At 62.1% G+C, this 18,127-nt stretch carries 17 protein-coding genes and 1 pseudogene; 10 read left to right on the top strand and 8 right to left on the bottom strand.

Annotated features, from left to right (window positions below; all coding sequences use genetic code 11):
- Position 1: 1 nt before the first annotated feature.
- Genes fepC through fepD form a run of 3 tightly spaced genes read right to left on the bottom strand, consistent with a single transcriptional unit; the run spans position 2 to position 2,792 of the window.
- Positions 2-802 (bottom strand): iron-enterobactin ABC transporter ATP-binding protein, encoded by an 801-nt coding sequence (gene fepC, locus KK102_RS06835; RefSeq protein WP_216357240.1) that lies wholly within the window; start codon positions 800-802, stop codon positions 2-4.
- Positions 799-1,791 (bottom strand): iron-enterobactin ABC transporter permease, encoded by a 993-nt coding sequence (gene fepG, locus KK102_RS06830; RefSeq protein ID WP_216357239.1) that lies wholly within the window; start codon positions 1,789-1,791, stop codon positions 799-801. The genes fepC and fepG overlap by 4 nt, the downstream gene beginning before the upstream one ends.
- On the bottom strand, positions 1,788-2,792 hold the full coding sequence (fepD, locus tag KK102_RS06825; RefSeq protein ID WP_216357238.1) for a Fe(3+)-siderophore ABC transporter permease: 1,005 nt from the start codon (positions 2,790-2,792) through the stop codon (positions 1,788-1,790). The genes fepG and fepD overlap by 4 nt, the downstream gene beginning before the upstream one ends.
- A gap of 108 nt (positions 2,793-2,900) precedes the next feature.
- On the opposite strand from fepD, the gene entS reads away from it, so the two are divergent.
- Entirely contained in the window at positions 2,901-4,136 is a 1,236-nt protein-coding gene (gene entS, locus KK102_RS06820; protein ID WP_126544117.1) for an enterobactin transporter EntS, read from the top strand.
- Positions 4,137-4,219: 83 nt separating this feature from the next.
- Here entS and fepB read toward each other — a convergent pair whose 3' ends face one another.
- Positions 4,220-5,179 (bottom strand): Fe2+-enterobactin ABC transporter substrate-binding protein, encoded by a 960-nt coding sequence (fepB, locus tag KK102_RS06815; protein WP_216357237.1) that lies wholly within the window; start codon positions 5,177-5,179, stop codon positions 4,220-4,222.
- A 188-nt stretch (positions 5,180-5,367) separates the two neighbouring features.
- On the opposite strand from fepB, the gene entC reads away from it, so the two are divergent.
- The 7 genes from entC (at position 5,368) to KK102_RS06780 (ending at position 12,708) form a co-directional block, all read left to right on the top strand.
- Positions 5,368-6,543, top strand: coding sequence for an isochorismate synthase EntC (gene entC / locus KK102_RS06810; protein WP_216357236.1), 1,176 nt, complete (start codon positions 5,368-5,370; stop codon positions 6,541-6,543).
- Between the two features lie 9 nt (positions 6,544-6,552).
- On the top strand, positions 6,553-8,163 hold the full coding sequence (gene entE / locus KK102_RS06805; RefSeq protein ID WP_216357235.1) for a (2,3-dihydroxybenzoyl)adenylate synthase EntE: 1,611 nt from the start codon (positions 6,553-6,555) through the stop codon (positions 8,161-8,163).
- A 10-nt stretch (positions 8,164-8,173) separates the two neighbouring features.
- The gene (locus KK102_RS06800) at positions 8,174-9,028 is read left to right on the top strand and encodes an isochorismatase (RefSeq protein WP_126544121.1); all 855 of its coding nucleotides are present in this window, start codon (positions 8,174-8,176) and stop codon (positions 9,026-9,028) included.
- 5 nt (positions 9,029-9,033) lie between these two features.
- On the top strand, positions 9,034-9,780 hold the full coding sequence (entA, locus tag KK102_RS06795; RefSeq protein ID WP_216357365.1) for a 2,3-dihydro-2,3-dihydroxybenzoate dehydrogenase EntA: 747 nt from the start codon (positions 9,034-9,036) through the stop codon (positions 9,778-9,780).
- Position 9,781: 1 nt separating this feature from the next.
- Positions 9,782-10,195 (top strand): proofreading thioesterase EntH, encoded by a 414-nt coding sequence (gene entH, locus KK102_RS06790; RefSeq protein WP_126544123.1) that lies wholly within the window; start codon positions 9,782-9,784, stop codon positions 10,193-10,195.
- A gap of 149 nt (positions 10,196-10,344) precedes the next feature.
- Positions 10,345-12,450 carry a pyruvate/proton symporter CstA gene (cstA, locus tag KK102_RS06785; RefSeq protein ID WP_126544124.1) on the top strand — a complete coding sequence of 702 codons (2,106 nt, stop codon included), beginning with the start codon at positions 10,345-10,347 and terminating at the stop codon, positions 12,448-12,450.
- Positions 12,451-12,510: 60 nt separating this feature from the next.
- Positions 12,511-12,708 (top strand): YbdD/YjiX family protein, encoded by a 198-nt coding sequence (locus KK102_RS06780; protein WP_006809671.1) that lies wholly within the window; start codon positions 12,511-12,513, stop codon positions 12,706-12,708.
- Here the strand turns inward: KK102_RS06780 and KK102_RS06775 are convergent.
- From KK102_RS06775 to KK102_RS06760, 4 genes and pseudogenes are all read right to left on the bottom strand, one after another.
- The gene (locus KK102_RS06775) at positions 12,705-13,109 is read right to left on the bottom strand and encodes a helix-turn-helix domain-containing protein (RefSeq protein ID WP_032649598.1); all 405 of its coding nucleotides are present in this window, start codon (positions 13,107-13,109) and stop codon (positions 12,705-12,707) included. The two genes, KK102_RS06780 and KK102_RS06775, sit on opposite strands and share 4 nt — an antisense overlap.
- Positions 13,081-13,385, bottom strand: a pseudogene (locus KK102_RS06770) (type II toxin-antitoxin system RelE family toxin). Before KK102_RS06770 ends, KK102_RS06775 begins: the two are co-directional and overlap by 29 nt.
- A 183-nt stretch (positions 13,386-13,568) precedes the next feature.
- Complete coding sequence (locus KK102_RS06765) at positions 13,569-14,312, bottom strand: SDR family NAD(P)-dependent oxidoreductase (protein WP_126544127.1); 744 nt, start codon at positions 14,310-14,312, stop codon at positions 13,569-13,571.
- 57 nt (positions 14,313-14,369) lie between these two features.
- Positions 14,370-15,458, bottom strand: a complete 1,089-nt coding sequence (locus KK102_RS06760) for an oxidoreductase (protein WP_126544128.1) — start codon at positions 15,456-15,458, stop codon at positions 14,370-14,372.
- Between the two features lie 159 nt (positions 15,459-15,617).
- Between KK102_RS06760 and KK102_RS06755 the strand changes: the two genes are divergently transcribed.
- Positions 15,618-17,120, top strand: a complete 1,503-nt coding sequence (locus tag KK102_RS06755) for a sugar ABC transporter ATP-binding protein (RefSeq protein WP_126544129.1) — start codon at positions 15,618-15,620, stop codon at positions 17,118-17,120.
- A complete protein-coding gene (locus tag KK102_RS06750; RefSeq protein WP_126544130.1) occupies positions 17,117-18,112 on the top strand; it encodes an ABC transporter permease in 996 nt (331 codons plus the stop codon). The genes KK102_RS06755 and KK102_RS06750 overlap by 4 nt, the downstream gene beginning before the upstream one ends.
- Positions 18,113-18,127: the final 15 nt, after the last annotated feature.

The following is an 18,127-nucleotide window of genomic DNA, read 5'->3' as shown; positions in this document are numbered from 1 at the left end:
ATCAGACCGCACGCTTTCCAAGCGGCACCACCAGAGGCGTACCCGCCACCGGGTCGTCAATTATCATGCAGCGCATGCCGTAGATCCGCTCGATCAGATCCGGCGTCACAATCTCTTTCGGCGCGCCCTGCGCCACAATCTCGCCGTCGCGTAGCGCAATCAAATGCGTGGCGTAGCGGCACGCCTGGTTTAAATCGTGCAACACCGCTGCCAGGGTATAGCCCTGCGTGCGGTTCAGCTCGCTCAGCAGCTCCAGCAGATCAATCTGATGGCTGATGTCGAGCCAGGTCGTCGGCTCGTCCAGCAGCATGATGGAGGTCTCCTGCGCCAGCACCATCGCAATCCACGCGCGCTGGCGCTGCCCGCCGGAAAGGGTGTCCACGCTCTGCTGGGCCAGATCGGTAATCCCCGTCGCCTGCATCGCGCGGTTCACCGCCTCGTCATCCTCTTTACGCCAGCGGGTGAACAGCGGCTGGTGCGGATAGCGCCCGCGCGAGACCAGCTCCTGTACCGTGATGTCTCCCGGTGTGGTGGCGTTTTGCGCCAGCAGCCCGATGCGCCGCGCCACCTCTTTGCTGGCGAAACGCTGGATCTGCTCCCCATCGAGGAACACGCTGCCTTCAGCAGGCGTCATCAGGCGGCTCAGCGTGCGCAGCAGGGTCGATTTGCCGCAGCCGTTCGGCCCGATAATTGCCGTGAAATGGCCGTCCGGAATGGCGACGGACAGGTCGCGGGCAATGATTTTTTTGCCGTAGCCGAGGGTGAGATTTTCGCCGCGCAAGCGGGATGCGAAGTCTGTCATTTCTTGCGTGACTCCTGAACGAGCAAGACGATAAGGTAAATGCCGCCGAGGCTGACGGTCACCACGCCCACCGGAAGCTGGTAAGGCATAAACAGCCGCTGGGCGCAGAGATCGGCGGCCAGCAGCAGCAGCGCGCCGCACAGCGCCGCCTGGGTCAAGCCCCAGCGCGCCGTTCCGCTAAGACGTCGCGCGATATGCGGCGCGACAAGCGCGATAAACGATATCGGCCCGGCGATGGCGGTGGAGGCGGCGGTCAGCAGTACGGCGACCAGCATCAGCATCAGGCGCGAGCGCTCGACGCCCACCCCCAGCGCGCAGGCGCTGTCGTCGCCCATCTCCAGCAGCCGCATGCGCCGTACCAGCAGCAGCGCGCCGATAAACATCAGCACAATCAGCGGTGCCGCGGGCCAGGTTTTACTCCACGTCAGGCCGTTGAGGGAGCCCGCGTACCACAGCCCGGCGGAAAGCGCCGTTTCCAGCGAGGCCTGCAGTAAAAGCCAGGTGTTAAAGGCCATCAGCATGGCGCGGATGCCGATCCCGATGATGATCAGACGGAAGGTGTCGATACCGTTGCGCCAGGCCAGCGCCCAGATCAGTAATGACGTCAGAATGCCGCCCGCCATCGCCGTAAAGGTAATCGCCGTCAGGTGCTGACCAAACAGCACCATCGCCACCAGCACGCCGCTCCAGGCCCCGGTGTTGAGGCCCATCACGTCCGGGCTGCCGAGTGGGTTGCGCATCAGCGACTGGAAAATCGCGCCGCTGACGCCGAGCGCCGCGCCCACCAGGATCGCCATCGCCACGCGCGGCAATCGCCATTCGGTGACAACCAGGGTGATATTGCGCGGCGCGCTGCCGGTGAGGGCGTTAAACACCTGGGTGAAATCGAGCGTCACCGCGCCGCTTCTGAGGCTCCACGTTGCCAGTAGCAGAATGGCGATAACCAGCAGGGAGACGCAGGCGACTAAACGCCGGGACGGGGCCATCATGCGCCACCTCCGCGTCTGCGGCGTACCAGGAAGATCAGCACCGGCGCGCCGATAAAGGCGCTGACCACCGAGACGCGCAGCTCGCCGGGCACCAGCAGCCGGCCCAGCACGTCGGCAAAAAGCAGCAGGGCAGGGGTGGCCAGCAGCGTCACCGGCAGCGACCAGCGGTGATCCGCCCCTACCAGCCAGCGCGCCATGTGCGGCATCATCAGGCCGATGAAGGCAATGGGGCCGACCACCGCGGTCGCGCTGCCGCACAGCACGGTGATAGTGAGCAGACCAATCAGCTGCGTGCGCGCCACCCGGTTGCCGAGGGCAGTCGCGGTGTCGCTGCCGAGGCTCAGGCTGTTGAGCGACCGGCTTAAAAACAGCGCCACGGCAGCGGCAATCATCACCGGGATCGCCACCACTTTCAGCGTTTCAAGAGTGCGGATATCCAGCGAACCGGCCTGCCAGAAGCGCAGCTGGTCGTAAACGTCCGGGTTGAGCAGGGCGATGCCGTTGGACAAGCCTTCCAGCACTGCCGCGAGCGCCACGCCCGCCAGCGTCAGGCGTACCGGGCTCAGCTGCCCGCCGCCCTGGCTGCCGGTAAAGGCCACCACCAGCGAGGCGGCCAGCGCGCCGCAGAAGGCCATCACCAGCTGCTCGGACGGAGAGGTCAACCCGAACAGCGCCGCACCCAGCACGATGGCAAAGCTGGCGCCGGAGTTCACGCCGAGAATGCCGGGGTCGGCCAGCGGGTTACGAGTGAGGGTTTGCATCAGGGCACCGGCAAGGCCGAGCGCGCCACCGGCCAGCAGTCCGGCAAGGGTGCGGGGCAGGCGGGCGTCGAGCACAATGACGCAGTCGGCGCTCTGGCAGGTACCGGAGAGCGCATCAACGATAACGGACGCGGGCAGAGGCTTCGCGCCAACCAGCAGGCTGAGTGCAATCGCCAGGCTTAATAGCAGCAATAAAACGGGCACGGCAACGGCGCGCACCGCAGAAGAGGAAAACGACATAGCAACATCCATGATTTGATAATGATAGTGATTATCGTTATCTATCTTATTTGGCTATGTTAGCATGTGCGCCCATGGAATGGGTAGAAATAGACTCAAGGCTTTGTCATGAATCAAAAATCCTGGCTGCTCAACCTCAGCCTGCTGAAAACGCACCCGGCGTATCGCGCCGTATTTATCGCTCGCTTTATCTCCATTTTGTCCCTCGGGCTGCTCGGCGTGGCCGTGCCGGTACAGATCCAGACCCTGACGCACTCCAGCTGGCTGGTGGGGTTATCGGTGACCTTAACCGGCGGGGCGATGTTCATCGGCCTGATGGTCGGCGGCGTGCTGGCGGACCGCTACGAGCGTAAGAAGCTGATCCTGCTGGCGCGCGGCACCTGCGGCGTGGGCTTTATCGGGCTGTGTCTGAACGCCATGCTGCCGGAGCCGTCGCTGATCGCGATTTATGCCCTGGGGCTGTGGGACGGTTTCTTCGCCTCGCTGGGCGTGACGGCGCTGCTGGCGGCGACGCCCGCGCTGGTCGGGCGCGAGAACCTGATGCAGGCGGGGGCGATCACCATGCTCACCGTGCGCCTCGGCTCGGTGATTTCGCCGATGGTGGGTGGCCTGCTGCTGGCAACCGGCAACGTGGCGTGGAACTACGGGCTGGCGGCGGCGGGAACCTTCATCACCACGCTGACGCTGCTGCGCCTGCCGCTGCTGCCGCCTCCGCCGCAGCCGCGCGAGCATCCGCTAAAATCGCTGATGGCCGCTATTCGTTTTCTGTTCAGCAACCCGCTGATTGGCGGCATTGCGCTGCTCGGCGGCCTGCTGACGATGGCGAGCGCCGTGCGCGTGCTCTATCCGGCATTAGCGGGAGAGTGGCAAATGAGCGCCTCGGAAATTGGCGTGCTGTACGCCGCCATTCCGCTCGGCGCGGCCTGCGGGGCGCTGACCAGCGGCAACCTGGCGCAGAGCGCGCGACCGGGGCTGATTATGCTGCTTGCCACGCTGGCGTCGTTTATCGCCATCGGCTTCTTTAGCCTGATGCCGGTGTGGGCGCTCGGGGTGCTGTGTCTGGTGATTTTCGGCTGGCTGAGCGCCATCAGCTCGCTTTTGCAGTACACCCTGATCCAGACCCAGACGCCGGAAGGGATGCTCGGGCGCATCAACGGCCTGTGGACGGCGCAGAACGTGACGGGTGATGCGATTGGCGCGGCGATCCTCGGCGGTCTGGGGGCGATAATGACCCCGGCGGCGGCGGCGAGCAGCAGCGGGTTTGCGTTAGCGATGGTTGGTGGGATTTTGTTCGTGGCGTTGGTGGAATTGCGGCGGTTCAGGCAGGAGAGTGCCCCGGTGTGATTTGCCGGGTGGCGGCTGCGCCTTACCCGGCCTACATTTTGCACCCGTAGGCCCGGTAAGCGAAGCGCCACCGGGCGCAGGCATTACCCGAAAATTGCCTCTAAACGCTGCAACACCAACATCGCGCTGTAATAATCCAGGCGGAACGTCTCCGTTCCCAATGCCCAAACCCGTTTGTTCTTCACCGACGGCAGATGCGCCAGCAGCGGGTTGGCGTAAATCGCGTCGACGTCTTTCTGGTCGCCCGCAAACACGAACAGCCCTTCGCCGTTCAGCCCCGCCGCCAGGTTTTCTCCACCTAACTGAATGATGTCGTGGCGTTTGCCCTGGCTTTTGGAGGTCTGCAATCCGGCAGGCAGCTCCGCCAGCGCAAAGCCCAGCTGGTACAGCAGCTTGCCCTGCGCGGATTCCGCGGTCCACAGGTTGGCGCTGTGCGCGGCGGCGGTGTAGACGACGGCATTCACCGGCTGCGGCGGCAGCCTCATCTGCTGTTTCACCTGCGCGAGCTGTTTATCAAACGCGGCAATGCGCTCTGCGGCCTGCTTTTCCTGTCCGGTGAGGGTGCCCAGCTGGGTTAGCAGCGCCTGCCAGCTCTTGTCGTCATAGTTGATGATAAGCGTCGGGGCGATGGCGGAGAGCTGATCGTACAGCGCCAGTGCGGAATCCCCGCCGGTGGCGCTGATCAAAATCAGATCCGGCATTTGCGCGGCGACCGCTTCAGCGCTGGGCTCGCCGATGTACAGCCGGGCCAGCTTGCGCTGCTTCGCGATATCACCCCACTGGCGCAGGAAGCCCTGTCCATCCGCCACGCGGTTGTTCGGCGTGGTCGCACCACTGGCGACGACCGGCGCGTCTATCGCCAGCAGGGAGCCGGTTAAGGTCACGCTGGTGGAGACAATGCGCGTCGGTTTGCTCTCAAGGGTATGCACGCCGCGGCTGTCGGTCACCTGGCGCGGCCAGTCGGCGGCGGTCGCTGAGGTTAGTCCTAAAACAAAAAGGCCTGTTACAAGAAAGGCATTACGGCAAAGGGCAGGGAATTTCACTGAGCGGCATCCTGTTATCGTTGAAGTTAATGCTTCTCATTTTCATGATTGCCGGGAAGGGATGCAAGCGTTTGTCGCACAAGTTATTTGACCGACGGTTGACAGCGGGGCGCTGTGGGATTAGGTTAGCCGACGAAAATATAAATGATAATCATTATTGCTTCTTTTATCATTTTGAGGAGGATGATATGGATACGTCCCTGGCTGAGGAAGTTCAGCACACCGCGACCACGCTGCAATCAGACAGCTTTTTCTTTATGTCGCCTTACCGCAGTTTTACCACGTCCGGCTGCTTTGCCCGCTTTTCTGAATCCGCCGTTGGCGGCGACGATCCGGCAGGCCGCTTCCAGCAGCAATTAGCCCAGTCTTTCCAGAACGCGAAGGCCAGCGGCATTGCCCATCCGGTCATGGTAGGGGCAATCCCGTTCGATACCCGCAAGCCGTCGTCGCTGTTTATTCCCGAACGCTGGCAGACGTTTTCTCGCCCGGCGCGTCAGCAGTCTTCACGCTATTTATCCGGTGCGCAGTCACTGAATATTGAAAAGCGTACCGAGATCCCTCCGCAGCCCGTGTTTGAAGAGATGGTCGCCCGCGCCGCGGCGCTCACCGCCACGCCGCAGGTGAACAAGGTCGTGCTGTCGCGTCTGATTGATATCGCGACCGATAACAACATTGATAGCGGTGCGCTGATGGAGCGTCTTATCGCTCAGAATCCGGCGAGCTTTAACTTCCACGTGCCGCTGGAAGACGGCGGCGTGCTGCTCGGTGCGAGTCCGGAGCTGCTGCTGCGCAAAGAGGGCGCGCACTTTAGCTCGCTGCCGCTGGCGGGCTCGGCGCGTCGTCAGCCGGACGACGTATTAGATCGCGAAGCGGGCAATAAGCTGCTGGCCTCCGAAAAGGACCGTCACGAGCACGACCTGGTGACCCAGGCAATGAAGGCCATTCTGGCACCGCGCAGCCACCATCTCAGCATGCCGGATTCGCCTCAGCTGATTACCACGCCGACGCTGTGGCATCTGGCTACGCCGGTAGAAGGCGAGGCGCGTGAAAATGAAAACGCCCTGACGCTGGCCTGTCTGCTGCACCCGACGCCTGCCCTGAGCGGTTTCCCGCATCAGGCGGCGAAAGAACTGATCGCCGAGCTGGAGCCGTTCGACCGCGAGCTGTTCGGCGGCATCGTCGGCTGGTGCGACAGCGAAGGCAACGGCGAGTGGGTGGTGACTATCCGCTGCGCGCGTCTGCATAAAAATAGCGTTCGCCTGTTTGCCGGTGCGGGCATTGTGCCTGCCTCCTCCCCGGTGGGCGAGTGGCGCGAGACGGGTGTAAAGCTTTCCACCATGCTCAACGTTTTTGGTTTGCACTAAGGAATACTCATGACCATCCCTTTTACCCGCTGGCCTGAGGAATTTGCCCGCCGCTACCGCGAAAAAGGCTACTGGCAGGATCTGCCGCTGACCCACATCCTGACGGATCGTGCGGACAGCGATGCGGTAGCGATTATCGACGGCGAACGGCATATCACCTACCGCGCGTTTAATCAGGCGGTGAACAACCTGGCGTCTGCCCTTCAGGCGCAGGGGCTGCACCGCGGCGAGACCGCGCTGGTGCAGCTCGGCAACGTGGCCGAGTTCTACATTACCTTCTTTGCGCTGCTGCAAATCGGCGTCGCGCCGGTCAACGCGCTCTTTAGCCACCAGCGCAGCGAGCTGAACGCCTACGCTGAGCAGATCAAACCCGCCGTGCTGATTGCCGATCGCGACCACGCGCTGTTCGCGGGCGATGATTTTCTCAACGCCTTTGTGGATGCGCACCGTTCGGTACGCGTCGTACTCCTGCGCGGTGATAGGGGCGAACACGCCCTGGAAGCGGCGATTGCGCGTCCGGCCGATAATTTCATCCCGAACCCGACGCCCGCCGACGAGGTGGCGTTTTTCCAGCTCTCCGGCGGCAGCACCGGCACGCCGAAGCTGATCCCGCGCACGCATAACGATTACGACTACAGCATCCGCCGCAGCAACGAGATCTGCGGCATTACCGCCGAGACGCGCTATCTGAACGCGCTCCCCGCGGCGCATAACTACGCCATGAGTTCGCCTGGCTCGCTGGGCGTCTTCACCGCGGGCGGCTGCGTGGTGCTGGCGAACGATCCGAGCGCCACGCTCTGCTTCCCGCTGATTGAACGGCATCAGATCAACGTCACCTCGCTGGTGCCCCCGGCGGTGAGCCTCTGGCTGCAGGCGATTGCCGACGGCGCGGGAAATGCGCAGCTCACATCCCTCAAGCTGCTGCAGGTGGGCGGCGCGCGCCTCTCCGCCACGCTCGCGGCGCGCATTCCGGCGGAAATCGGCTGCCAGCTTCAGCAGGTGTTCGGCATGGCGGAAGGGCTGGTGAACTACACCGCGCTCGACGACGCGCCGGAGCGCATCATCAACACCCAGGGCCGCCCGATGTGCCCGGACGACGAAGTGTGGGTGGCGGACGAGCACGGCAACCCGCTGCCGCGCGGGGAAGTCGGGCGTCTGATGACGCGCGGGCCGTACACCTTCCGCGGCTATTTCAACAGCCCGGAACACAACGCCAGCGCCTTCGACGCCGACGGCTTTTACTGCTCCGGGGATCTGATCGCCATTGACGAGCAGGGCTACATTACCGTACAGGGGCGCGAGAAGGATCAGATCAACCGCGGCGGCGAGAAGATCGCCGCCGAAGAGATCGAAAACCTGCTGCTGCGCCACGAGGCGGTGATCCACGCCGCGCTGGTGAGCATGGAGGACAGCCTGCTGGGCGAAAAAAGCTGCGCGTATCTGGTGGTGAAACAGCCGCTGCGCGCGGTCGAGGTGCGCCGCTTCCTGCGCGAGCAGGGCGTTGCCGAATTCAAGCTGCCGGACCGCGTGGAGAGCGTGGATGCGCTCCCGCTAACGCCGGTCGGCAAAGTCGATAAGAAACAGTTGCGCCTGTGGCTTGCTGAACGCGCCCGGGGCTGAGGAACAGAGTATGGCCATTCCAAAATTAACCGCTTACGCGCTGCCGACCGCCGCAGAGCTGCCGACGAATAAAGTAAACTGGGCTTTTGAGCCCGAGCGTGCCGCGCTGCTGATCCACGATATGCAGGAGTATTTCCTGAACTTCTGGGGCGAAAATAGCGCGATGATGCAGCAGGTGGTGGCGAATATCGCCAGACTGCGCGACTTCTGCAAAGCGCACAATATTCCGGTGTACTACACCGCCCAGCCGAAAGAGCAGAGCGATGAAGACCGCGCCCTGCTGAACGACATGTGGGGACCGGGCCTGACCCGCTCGCCGGAGCAGCAGCGCATCGTCAGTGAACTGACGCCGGACGAAGCGGACACGGTGCTGGTGAAGTGGCGCTACAGCGCGTTTCACCGCTCGCCGCTGGAGCAGATGCTGAAAGAGACGGGCCGCAACCAGCTGCTGATTACCGGCGTTTATGCCCACATCGGCTGCATGACCACCGCCACCGATGCCTTTATGCGCGACATCAAGCCGTTCTTTATTGCCGACGCGCTGGCGGATTTCACCCGCGACGAACACCTGATGTCGCTGAACTATGTGGCCGGACGCTCGGGCCGCGTGGTGATGACCGACGAGCTGCTGCCGTCCATTCCGGCATCGAAGGCCGCGCTGCGCGAGCTGATCCTGCCGCTGCTGGACGAGTCCGACGAGCCGATGGATGACGAAAACCTGATCGACTACGGCCTGGACTCGGTACGCATGATGGCGCTGGCCGCCCGCTGGCGCAAAGTACACGGCGATATCGACTTCGTGATGCTGGCAAAAAATCCAACAATCGACGCCTGGTGGGCGCTGCTTTCCCGCGAGGTGAAGTGATGGGACTGGATTTCACCGGTAAAACCGTCTGGGTGACGGGCGCGGGGAAGGGGATTGGCTACGCGACGGCGCTGGCGTTCGCCGAAGCCGGCGCGCAGGTGACCGGGTTCGATCTGGCCTTCCCGCAGGAAGATTATCCGTTTGCCATCGAAAGGCTGGACGTGGCGGATTTTGCTCAGGTCAGCGATGTGTGTGGCCGTTTGCTTAATACCCTTGAGCGTCTGGACGTGCTGGTCAACGCGGCGGGTATTCTGCGCATGGGGGCAACGGACCAGCTCTCGCAGGAGGACTGGCAGCAGACCTTCGCGGTCAACGTCGGCGGCGCGTTCAATCTGTTCCAGCAGACGATGTGCCAGTTCCGCCGTCAGCAGGGCGGGGCGATTGTCACCGTAGCGTCCGACGCGGCGCACACGCCGCGCATCGGCATGAGCGCCTATGGCGCATCGAAAGCGGCGCTGAAAAGCCTGGCCCTGACCGTCGGGCTGGAGCTGGCGGTCAGCGGCGTGCGCTGTAACCTGGTGTCGCCGGGCTCAACGGACACCGACATGCAGCGCACCCTGTGGAAAAGCGACGATGCGGAGCAGCAGCGCATCCGCGGCTTCGGCGAGCAGTTCAAGCTCGGCATTCCGCTCGGCAAAATCGCCCGCCCGCAGGAGATTGCCAGCACGGTGCTGTTCCTTGCCTCCGATGCCGCCAGCCATATCACCCTGCAGGATATCGTGGTGGACGGCGGCTCCACGCTGGGGGCGTAAGATGATCTGGAAACGTCATTTATCGCTCGAGGAGCTGAACGCCACCAGCCTGAACACCCTGGTGGCGCATCTCGGCATCGTCTATACCCGTATCGGTGACGACACGCTGGAAGCGGAGATGCCGGTGGATGCGCGCACCCACCAGCCGTTTGGCCTGCTGCACGGCGGCGCGTCGGCGGCGCTGGCGGAAACGCTGGGCTCAATGGCCGGTTTTCTGATGACCCGCGACGGGCAGAACGTGGTAGGCACGGAGCTGAACGCCACGCACCATCGGGCGGTGTCGCAGGGGAAAGTGCGCGGCGTGTGCCAGCCGCTGCATCTGGGTCGTTCGAGCCAGTGCTGGGAGATCGTGGTGTTCGACGAGCAGGGGCGGCGGTGCTGTACCTGCCGGTTGAGTACAATGGTGTTGGGGTAAGTCATTCAGCTGAAAGTGATCGGCTTAACACTGTGGTGTAAATCTCTGGTTTGACCACGCATTATTGCGTTTCAAAGTTGTTAAATTTTTCCGGTTGTTCTAGAAACAAAATGTAACATCTCACTGTTTCACAACAACGGATAACAACTATGAACAACTCAGGGAAATACCTTACGTGGGCAGGGCTCTCCGTTGTGGGAGCCTTTGCCCTGGGCTATATCGCCCTCAACCGGGGGGAACAGATCAACGCGCTCTGGATCGTTGTCGCCTCCGTCTGCATTTATCTGATCGCGTACCGTTTTTATGGCCGCTATATCGCGAAGAACGTATTAGGGGTAGATGCCACGCGCATGACCCCTGCCGTCCGCCATAACGACGGTCTGGACTACGTGCCGACCGATAAAAAAGTGCTGTTCGGTCACCACTTTGCGGCAATTGCCGGCGCGGGCCCGCTGGTGGGGCCGGTGCTGGCGGCGCAGATGGGCTACCTGCCGGGGATGATCTGGATCCTCGCGGGCGTGGTGCTGGCGGGCGCGGTGCAGGACTTTATGGTGCTGTTCGTCTCCACCCGCCGCGACGGGCGTTCGCTGGGCGAGCTGGTGAAAGAGGAAATGGGGGCCACCGCCGGGGTGATTGCGCTGGTGGCGACCTTTATGATCATGGTGATCATCCTCGCGGTGCTGGCGATGATCGTGGTGAAAGCGCTGACCCACAGCCCGTGGGGAACCTATACCGTTGCCTTTACCATCCCGCTGGCGCTGTTTATGGGGATCTACATCCGCTATCTGCGCCCGGGGCGCATTGGTGAAGTGTCGGTGATTGGTCTGGTGTTCCTGGTGTTCGCTATTATCTCCGGCGGCTGGGTGGCGGAAAGCCCGACCTGGGCACCGTTCTTCGACTTTACCGGCGTGCAGCTGACCTGGATGCTGGTGGGCTACGGCTTTGTGGCGGCGGTGCTGCCGGTGTGGCTGCTGCTGGCCCCGCGTGACTACCTTTCTACCTTCCTGAAAATCGGCACCATCGTCGGGCTGGCGATCGGCATTTTGATTATGCGTCCGACCCTGACCATGCCTGCGCTGACCAAATTTATCGACGGTACCGGCCCGGTCTGGACCGGTAACCTGTTCCCGTTCCTGTTTATCACCATCGCCTGCGGTGCGGTGTCCGGCTTCCACGCGCTGATCGCCTCCGGGACGACGCCGAAGATGCTGGCGAATGAAAATCAGGCCTGCCTGATCGGCTACGGCGGCATGCTGATGGAGTCCTTCGTCGCCATCATGGCGCTGGTCTCGGCCTGTATCATCGACCCGGGCGTGTACTTCGCGATGAACAGCCCGATGGCGGTGCTGGCGCCTGCCGGAACCGTTGACGTGGTGGCATCCGCCGCGCAGGTGGTGAGCGGCTGGGGCTTTGCCATTACCCCTGAAACGCTAACGCACATTGCTAATGAGGTGGGCGAGCAGTCGATTATCTCCCGTGCGGGCGGTGCGCCAACGCTGGCGGTCGGCATGGCCTACATCCTGCACGGCGCGCTGGGCGGGCTGATGGACGTCTCGTTCTGGTATCACTTCGCCATCCTGTTCGAGGCGCTGTTTATCCTGACCGCGGTGGACGCAGGAACCCGTGCGGCGCGCTTTATGCTCCAGGACCTGCTGGGCGTCATCTCCCCGAACCTGAAGCGTACCGATTCGCTCCCGGCTAACCTGCTGGCGACGGCGCTGTGCGTGCTGGCGTGGGGCTACTTCCTGCATCAGGGCGTGGTCGATCCGCTGGGCGGGATTAACACCCTGTGGCCGCTGTTTGGTATCGCCAACCAGATGCTGGCAGGCATGGCGCTGATGCTCTGCGCGGTGGTGCTGTTCAAGATGAAGCGCCAGCGTTACGCCTGGGTGGCGTTAGTGCCAACCGCATGGCTGCTGATTTGTACCCTGACGGCGGGCTGGCAGAAAGCCTTCAGCCCGGACAACAAGGTGGGCTTCCTGGCGATCGCCAACAAGTTCCAGGCGATGATCGACAGCGGTAAGATCCCGGCGCAGTACACCGAGTCGCAGCTGTCGCAGCTGGTGTTTAACAACCGTCTGGACGCCGGGCTGACTATCTTCTTTATGGTGGTGGTCGTGGTGCTGGCGTTGTATTCTCTCAAGACCGCGCTGGCGGCGTTGAAAAACGATAAGCCAACGGCGAAAGAGACGCCTTACGAGCCGATGCCTGAAAACCTGGAAGAGATTGTGACCCAGGCGAAAGGGGCGCACTAACCTTTGTGCCGGGTGGCGGCTTCGCCTTACCCGGCCTACATTCCCTGTGAGATCAGAATCATGTTCGACACCCTTTCCAAAGCAGGTAAGTACCTGGGCCAGGCCGCCAAAATGATGATTGGCGTGCCGGACTACGACAACTACGTCGAGCATATGCGCGTCAACCATCCGGACCAGACGCCAATGACCTATGAAGAATTTTTCCGCGACCGCCAGGACGCCCGCTACGGCGGCAAGGGCGGGGCGAAGTGCTGTTAACCCTCTTTCGGCAGATAAAGGCTGATCTGCTCCTGCTTGCAGCCGTAGATCGCCGCCAGCTTTTCACGGGTGCGCTTTTGCGGACGGGAGTCCAGTGCTTCCAGCTGTGACACGGCGGACTGGCTGATGCCAAGTTTATCCGCCACCTCCTGCTGGGATAACCCGCGCAGGATACGCCATGCGGCCTGCAGGCTGACGTTCTGCCAGGTCATGATGCTGCACACTTCTCCGGGCAATTCCACGTCATCCAGACTATCGTGTTCGACCTCAATATCCTCCAGATCGTCATCGGTTTCGTCGTCAATTTCTGACATCTGTAAGAGCATACGAAAATATTCGTGATAGGGAATAACGGCGTACTGCGTTTTCCCGTTATCGTCCTTGATTAGCTGTACAGCCATAGGTGGCACTCTCCTCATGCAGGTAAGTCGTTGAAGTTCTGCGCTTGACGGCCAAAACATAACAATGGTCATCGGGATCGTCCCGAAGCGTATAGATGATGCGGTAATCGCCAACGCGTAGCCGGAAATGATCTTCTGTCGCTGATATTTTTTGATATCGGGCCGGGGAGCCGAGCGGTCATCCAGCTCAGTAAGCTTTACCTCAATGCGTCGCTGATACCGCTCGTCAATCTTTGAAAACGCCTTCTTTGCACCATTGGACCAGACAATCTTCATCCGTACCTCCACTGTACGCCCACACAAAATATAAGGAAATAATAAGACTATTAGATAAATTCCGAATTTCTAATGGGGTACTGTAGAGCGGAGAAAAACCGGGAGAAAGCGGCAAAACGGGAACCGTCGAGGGCGCTCGGGAAGGCCTCTGCCGGACGACAGAGGCTTGCAGGAAATGTGCGATCAGGCGTTCAAACCACCGTCCACATCGAGACCGGTACCGGAGATCTGCCCGGCAGCCGGGCTGGCAAGGAAGGTGACCGCCGCCGCGATGTCTTCCGGCTGGCCATAGTGACCGACCGCAATCATCTGGCGCTGGGCTTCCGCCTGTTCGCCGTCTTCCGGGTTCATATCGCTGTTGGTGGGGCCGGGGTGCACCAGGTTGACGGTAATGCCGCGCGGTCCTAAATCACGGGCCAGACCGCGGGTGAGGGAGTTAAGAGCGGACTTCGTCATCGAGTAAACGGCAATGCCCGGCATCGCCACGCGGTTTGCCAGACAGCTGCCGATGTTGATAATGCGCCCGCCGTCGGACATGTGCACCAGCGCTTCCTGAATGGCGATCACCACGCCGCGGATGTTGACGTTGATAAGGGCGTCGATGTCCGCCAGCGTCATGGACTCCAGCGGGCCGCCGCGCGCGATCCCGGCGTTGTTGACCAGAATGTCCAGCCCGCCAAGGGAACGTGCCGCATGGGTGACGGCATCCTGGATCGCCTGCGCGCTGGCGCTGTCCGCCTGCACGGCTTCGCCGTGTCGTCCCAGCGCCTTAATCTCATCGGCGACCGCCTGGGCTTTATCGGCAGATTTTTCATACGTAATAATCACATCGGCACCGGCGCGCGCCAGCGACAGGGCAATCGCACGACCCAACCCGCGGCTGGCACCGGTAACCAGCGCCTTTTTACCTGTTAAATCGATTTGCATGATGACCTCGTTGCAAGAGTAGAAAGAATCATCATTAGGTATAGCCTGTCGGCGCGATTAACGGCTGAAGGATTCCACTTTCTCAAACGCGGCGCGCAGAACGTCAGGCGTTAACGCAACCGGTAGATAGTGAATCGACTCCACCGGGCGCAGGGTGTGGGCAATGACCTTATCCAGCGCTTCCCGGTTATTGATGTCGACGTCCAGCTCGCGAAGCGTGGTCGGCAGGTTAAAGCGCCGGTACGCCGTCACCAGCTGCGCCAGCACGTCGTCCTGGCCGAGCAAGGCGCTCTGCACCAGAATGCCGTAGGCCACCTTGGTACCGTGGAGGTATTTTTCCGTCTGCGGCAGCACGGTTAAGCCGTTGTGCACCGCATGCGCCGCCGCCACGCGCGTATAGCGTTCGCCCAGACCGCCGACCATCCCGCCGCCGGCGATAATCGCATCCACCACGTCCCGGAACGCCTGCGTCTGTTCGCCGCGCTGCTGGTCGGCCAGCGCTTCCTCACTGTGCTCCAGCAGCACGTCGCGGATCGCCAGTGCGCCGTTGATGCCCAGCCGCACGGTCAGCGGCAGGTTCTCCGGCTCAGGTGCCAACACCACCGCTTCGTACCATTTCGCCAGCGTATCGCCGATACCCGCCAGCAGGTATTCCGCCGGGGCGTTAAGGACGATCTGCGGCTCCACCAGCACCAGGAAGTTGGCGTCGTCGAAGATCTCAAAATGCAGCGCCTGACCGGCATCGTTGTACCAGACGGAGAGCGGGGTCCACGCCGCGCAGGTGGCGGCAACGGTGGGGATGCCCACGAACGGCACGCCCAGACGACGCGCTACGGCCTTGACGGTATCTATCACCGCACCGCCGCCCACGCCAATCACCACGCTGGCGTCACTGCCGGATTCGTTCACCAGATGGGTGACGTCGCGCTCGCTGCAGTGGCCTTTAAACAGCAGGCGTTTCGCCCCCGGCGCGTGAAAGCTCTCCGGCAGGAAAGGGCGCGCGCCGTCGATAGCGCGCTCGCCGTAGATCCACACCGCGCGTGAAAGCTGTTCCGGGGTAAAGAAGTCGTTCAGACGCGCAAGGCTTCCGGGATGGGAGAAGTAGTTCGCCGGGCCAGGCACGACGCGGATATCGGTGTTGCTCATGGTGTTGTCCTTTTTTAGCAAGCGCTAACCCGATGTTATGTCTGGACATCCGGATGGCTAATAATATTTCGCTTTATCTTATGCCTTTTCCGTCGTTGTCAGTCAACCGGAGCTGTGAAAAATTCGATAAATCAGAAGAGTAATGAAGGATTTACGCGGATGGTTTCCAGTCGCCTTGAAATGCGCGGTATCAGCCTGGCCTTTTCCGGCTTTCAGGCGCTGTCGCGCGTGAATTTCACCTTAACCGGCGGATCCGTACATGCGCTAACCGGTGCCAACGGTGCGGGGAAATCGACCCTGATGGCGGTGCTGTGCGGCACGCACAACCACTATGAGGGTGAGATCAGCATTAACAACCAGCCGGTGACGATCCGCGAACCGCTTGATGCCAAACGGCTGGGGATCCACCTCGTGCAGCAGGAGGTGGACGTAGCGCTGATCCCGGGGTTGAGCATTGCCGAAAACATCATGCTCGACCAGCTGGCGCAGCCGGGGCATTGCTTCAACTGGCGCGCGGTCCGCCAGCAGGCGAGACAGGCGCTGGCGCAGCTCGACGTTTCTCTGGACGTACGCCGCTCCATCGACAGCTGTTCGCTTGCCGAAAAGCAGCAGATTTTGCTGGCGCGCGCCCTGTCACACCACTGCCGTTTTTTGATTCTTGATGAGCCCACCGCGCCGCTGGACGCGCACGAGAGCGAGCGCCTGTTTGCGGTGGTGAGACGGTTAAAGCAGCAGGGCATCGGCGTGGTGTTTATCTCCCACCGCATTCACGAGCTGAAGGCCATCTGCGACACCCTGACGGTGCTGCGCGACGGCAAGCTGATCGAGTCCGGCCCGATGGCCGATCTTAGCGGTGAAGCGATCGTCGAGAAGATGCTCGGCCACGTGCTGAGCGATATCTACCCGCCCGCGCGGCCGCCGCACGGCGACGAAACGCTGCTGCGGGTGGAAGGTCTGCATGACGACGCGCTGCTGAAAGATATCTCCCTGCACCTGCGCAAGGGCGAAATTCTCGGGATTGCCGGGCTGGCGGGGGCGGGCAAAACCGAACTCTGCAAGGCGCTGTTTGGCGCCAGCAAAAGCCGCGTGGCGCGCGGTGAGCTGAATCACCAATCCTGGCAACCGCGCGACCCGGCCGACTCGGTGCTGCGCGGCCTGGCGCTGGTGCCGGAGGAGCGGCGGAAAGAGGGCATTTTTATCGACGAGCCGGTGAGCATGAACCTTGCCGTGTGCGCCGATAACAGCTTCTCGCGCTGGAGCCTGTTCGGCCATCGTCAGGCGTGGCGCTGGGCGGAGGAGGTGATTACCCGCGTCGGCGTGCGCGCCCGCGGTCCCGGGCAGGTTTTGCGACGTCTCTCCGGCGGCAACCAGCAGAAGGTCGCCATCGGCAAGTGGCTGCGCAATGACGCGAGCGTGCTGATCTTCGACGAGCCAACCAAAGGCGTGGACGTGAAGGCCAAAACCGATCTGTTCCAGCTGATTGACGGCCTGGCGCGCGAGGGCAAAGGGGTCATTTACGCCTCCGGCGAGTTTGCCGAACTGGTCGGGCTGTGCGACCGCATTTGCGTGCTGTGGGACGGGCGCATCGTGGCGGAAATCGCCGGAGCCGAGGCCCGTGAAGAGACACTACTTTATTATTCAACCGGAGGAACGGCGTCGTGAGCAAGGCCCTTTCAGTGACAGCGGCGGCGTCTGGCCGTCAGCAGATTTTCGATTTTCTCTACAAGTGGGGCATGCTGTTAACCGTCGTCGCGCTGGTGGCCGTTTTTGGCCTGGCGTCGGACAGCTTCCTCGATCCAAACAACATCATCAATATTCTGCGCTCAATTGCCATCGTGACGGTGATTGCCGTTGGCGTGTCGATCTCGCTGACCATTGGCGGGTTCGATCTCTCCGTGGGGTCTACCGCGTCGCTGGCGAACGCGCTGGTGATTTCCCTGTTCGTCTGGCACGGCTTCGGCACCACCGAGTCGATTCTGATCACCCTCGCGCTCTGCACGCTGGTGGGGCTGTTTAACGCCTTTCTGATCGTCATCCTGCGCATTCCGGACATGCTCGCGACGCTGGCCAGCCTGTTTGTGATCCAGGGCGTGGCGATGACCTACAGCTACGGCGGGTCGATTACCGAGAACATGGTGCTGCCGAGCGGTGACATGGCGGAAGGCACCATTCCGGCGGCGTTCAGCCTGCTGGGGCAGGTGCCGACGATTGTGATCGTCATGCTGGTGGTGACGGTTCTGGCGCAGCTGGGGCTGTCGCTCACCACTCACGGACGCCGGATGTACGCCATCGGCGGCAACCCCGAAGCCGCGCGTCTCTCTGGCATTCGCACTACGCGCTACAAGGTGGCGGCCTACGTGATCGCCTCCCTGCTGGCGGGCCTGGGCGGGATTTTGCTGGCTTCGCGCATCGGTTCGTCGCAGGTGAATGCGGGCGGCGGATACCTGATGGATGCGGTGGCGGCGGCGTGGATTGGCTTCTCGCTGGCCGGGTCCGGCAAGCCTAACGCGCTGGGCACGCTGGTCGGGGCGGTGATCCTCGGCGTGCTGTCAAACGGACTGGTGATGCTCTCCGTGCCGTACTACGCCATGGACATTATAAAAGGGCTGGTGCTCGCGGTAGCGCTGGCGATTACCTACATACAAAAACGCTGACAACACAACGGGATA

Origin of the sequence: Enterobacter quasimori, from assembly GCF_018597345.1 — a bacterium.
Taxonomy (GTDB): Bacteria; Pseudomonadota; Gammaproteobacteria; order Enterobacterales; family Enterobacteriaceae; genus Enterobacter; species Enterobacter mori.
Note: the sequence above shows the minus strand (reverse complement) of the source record. Positions and strands in the feature narration are given on the sequence as shown.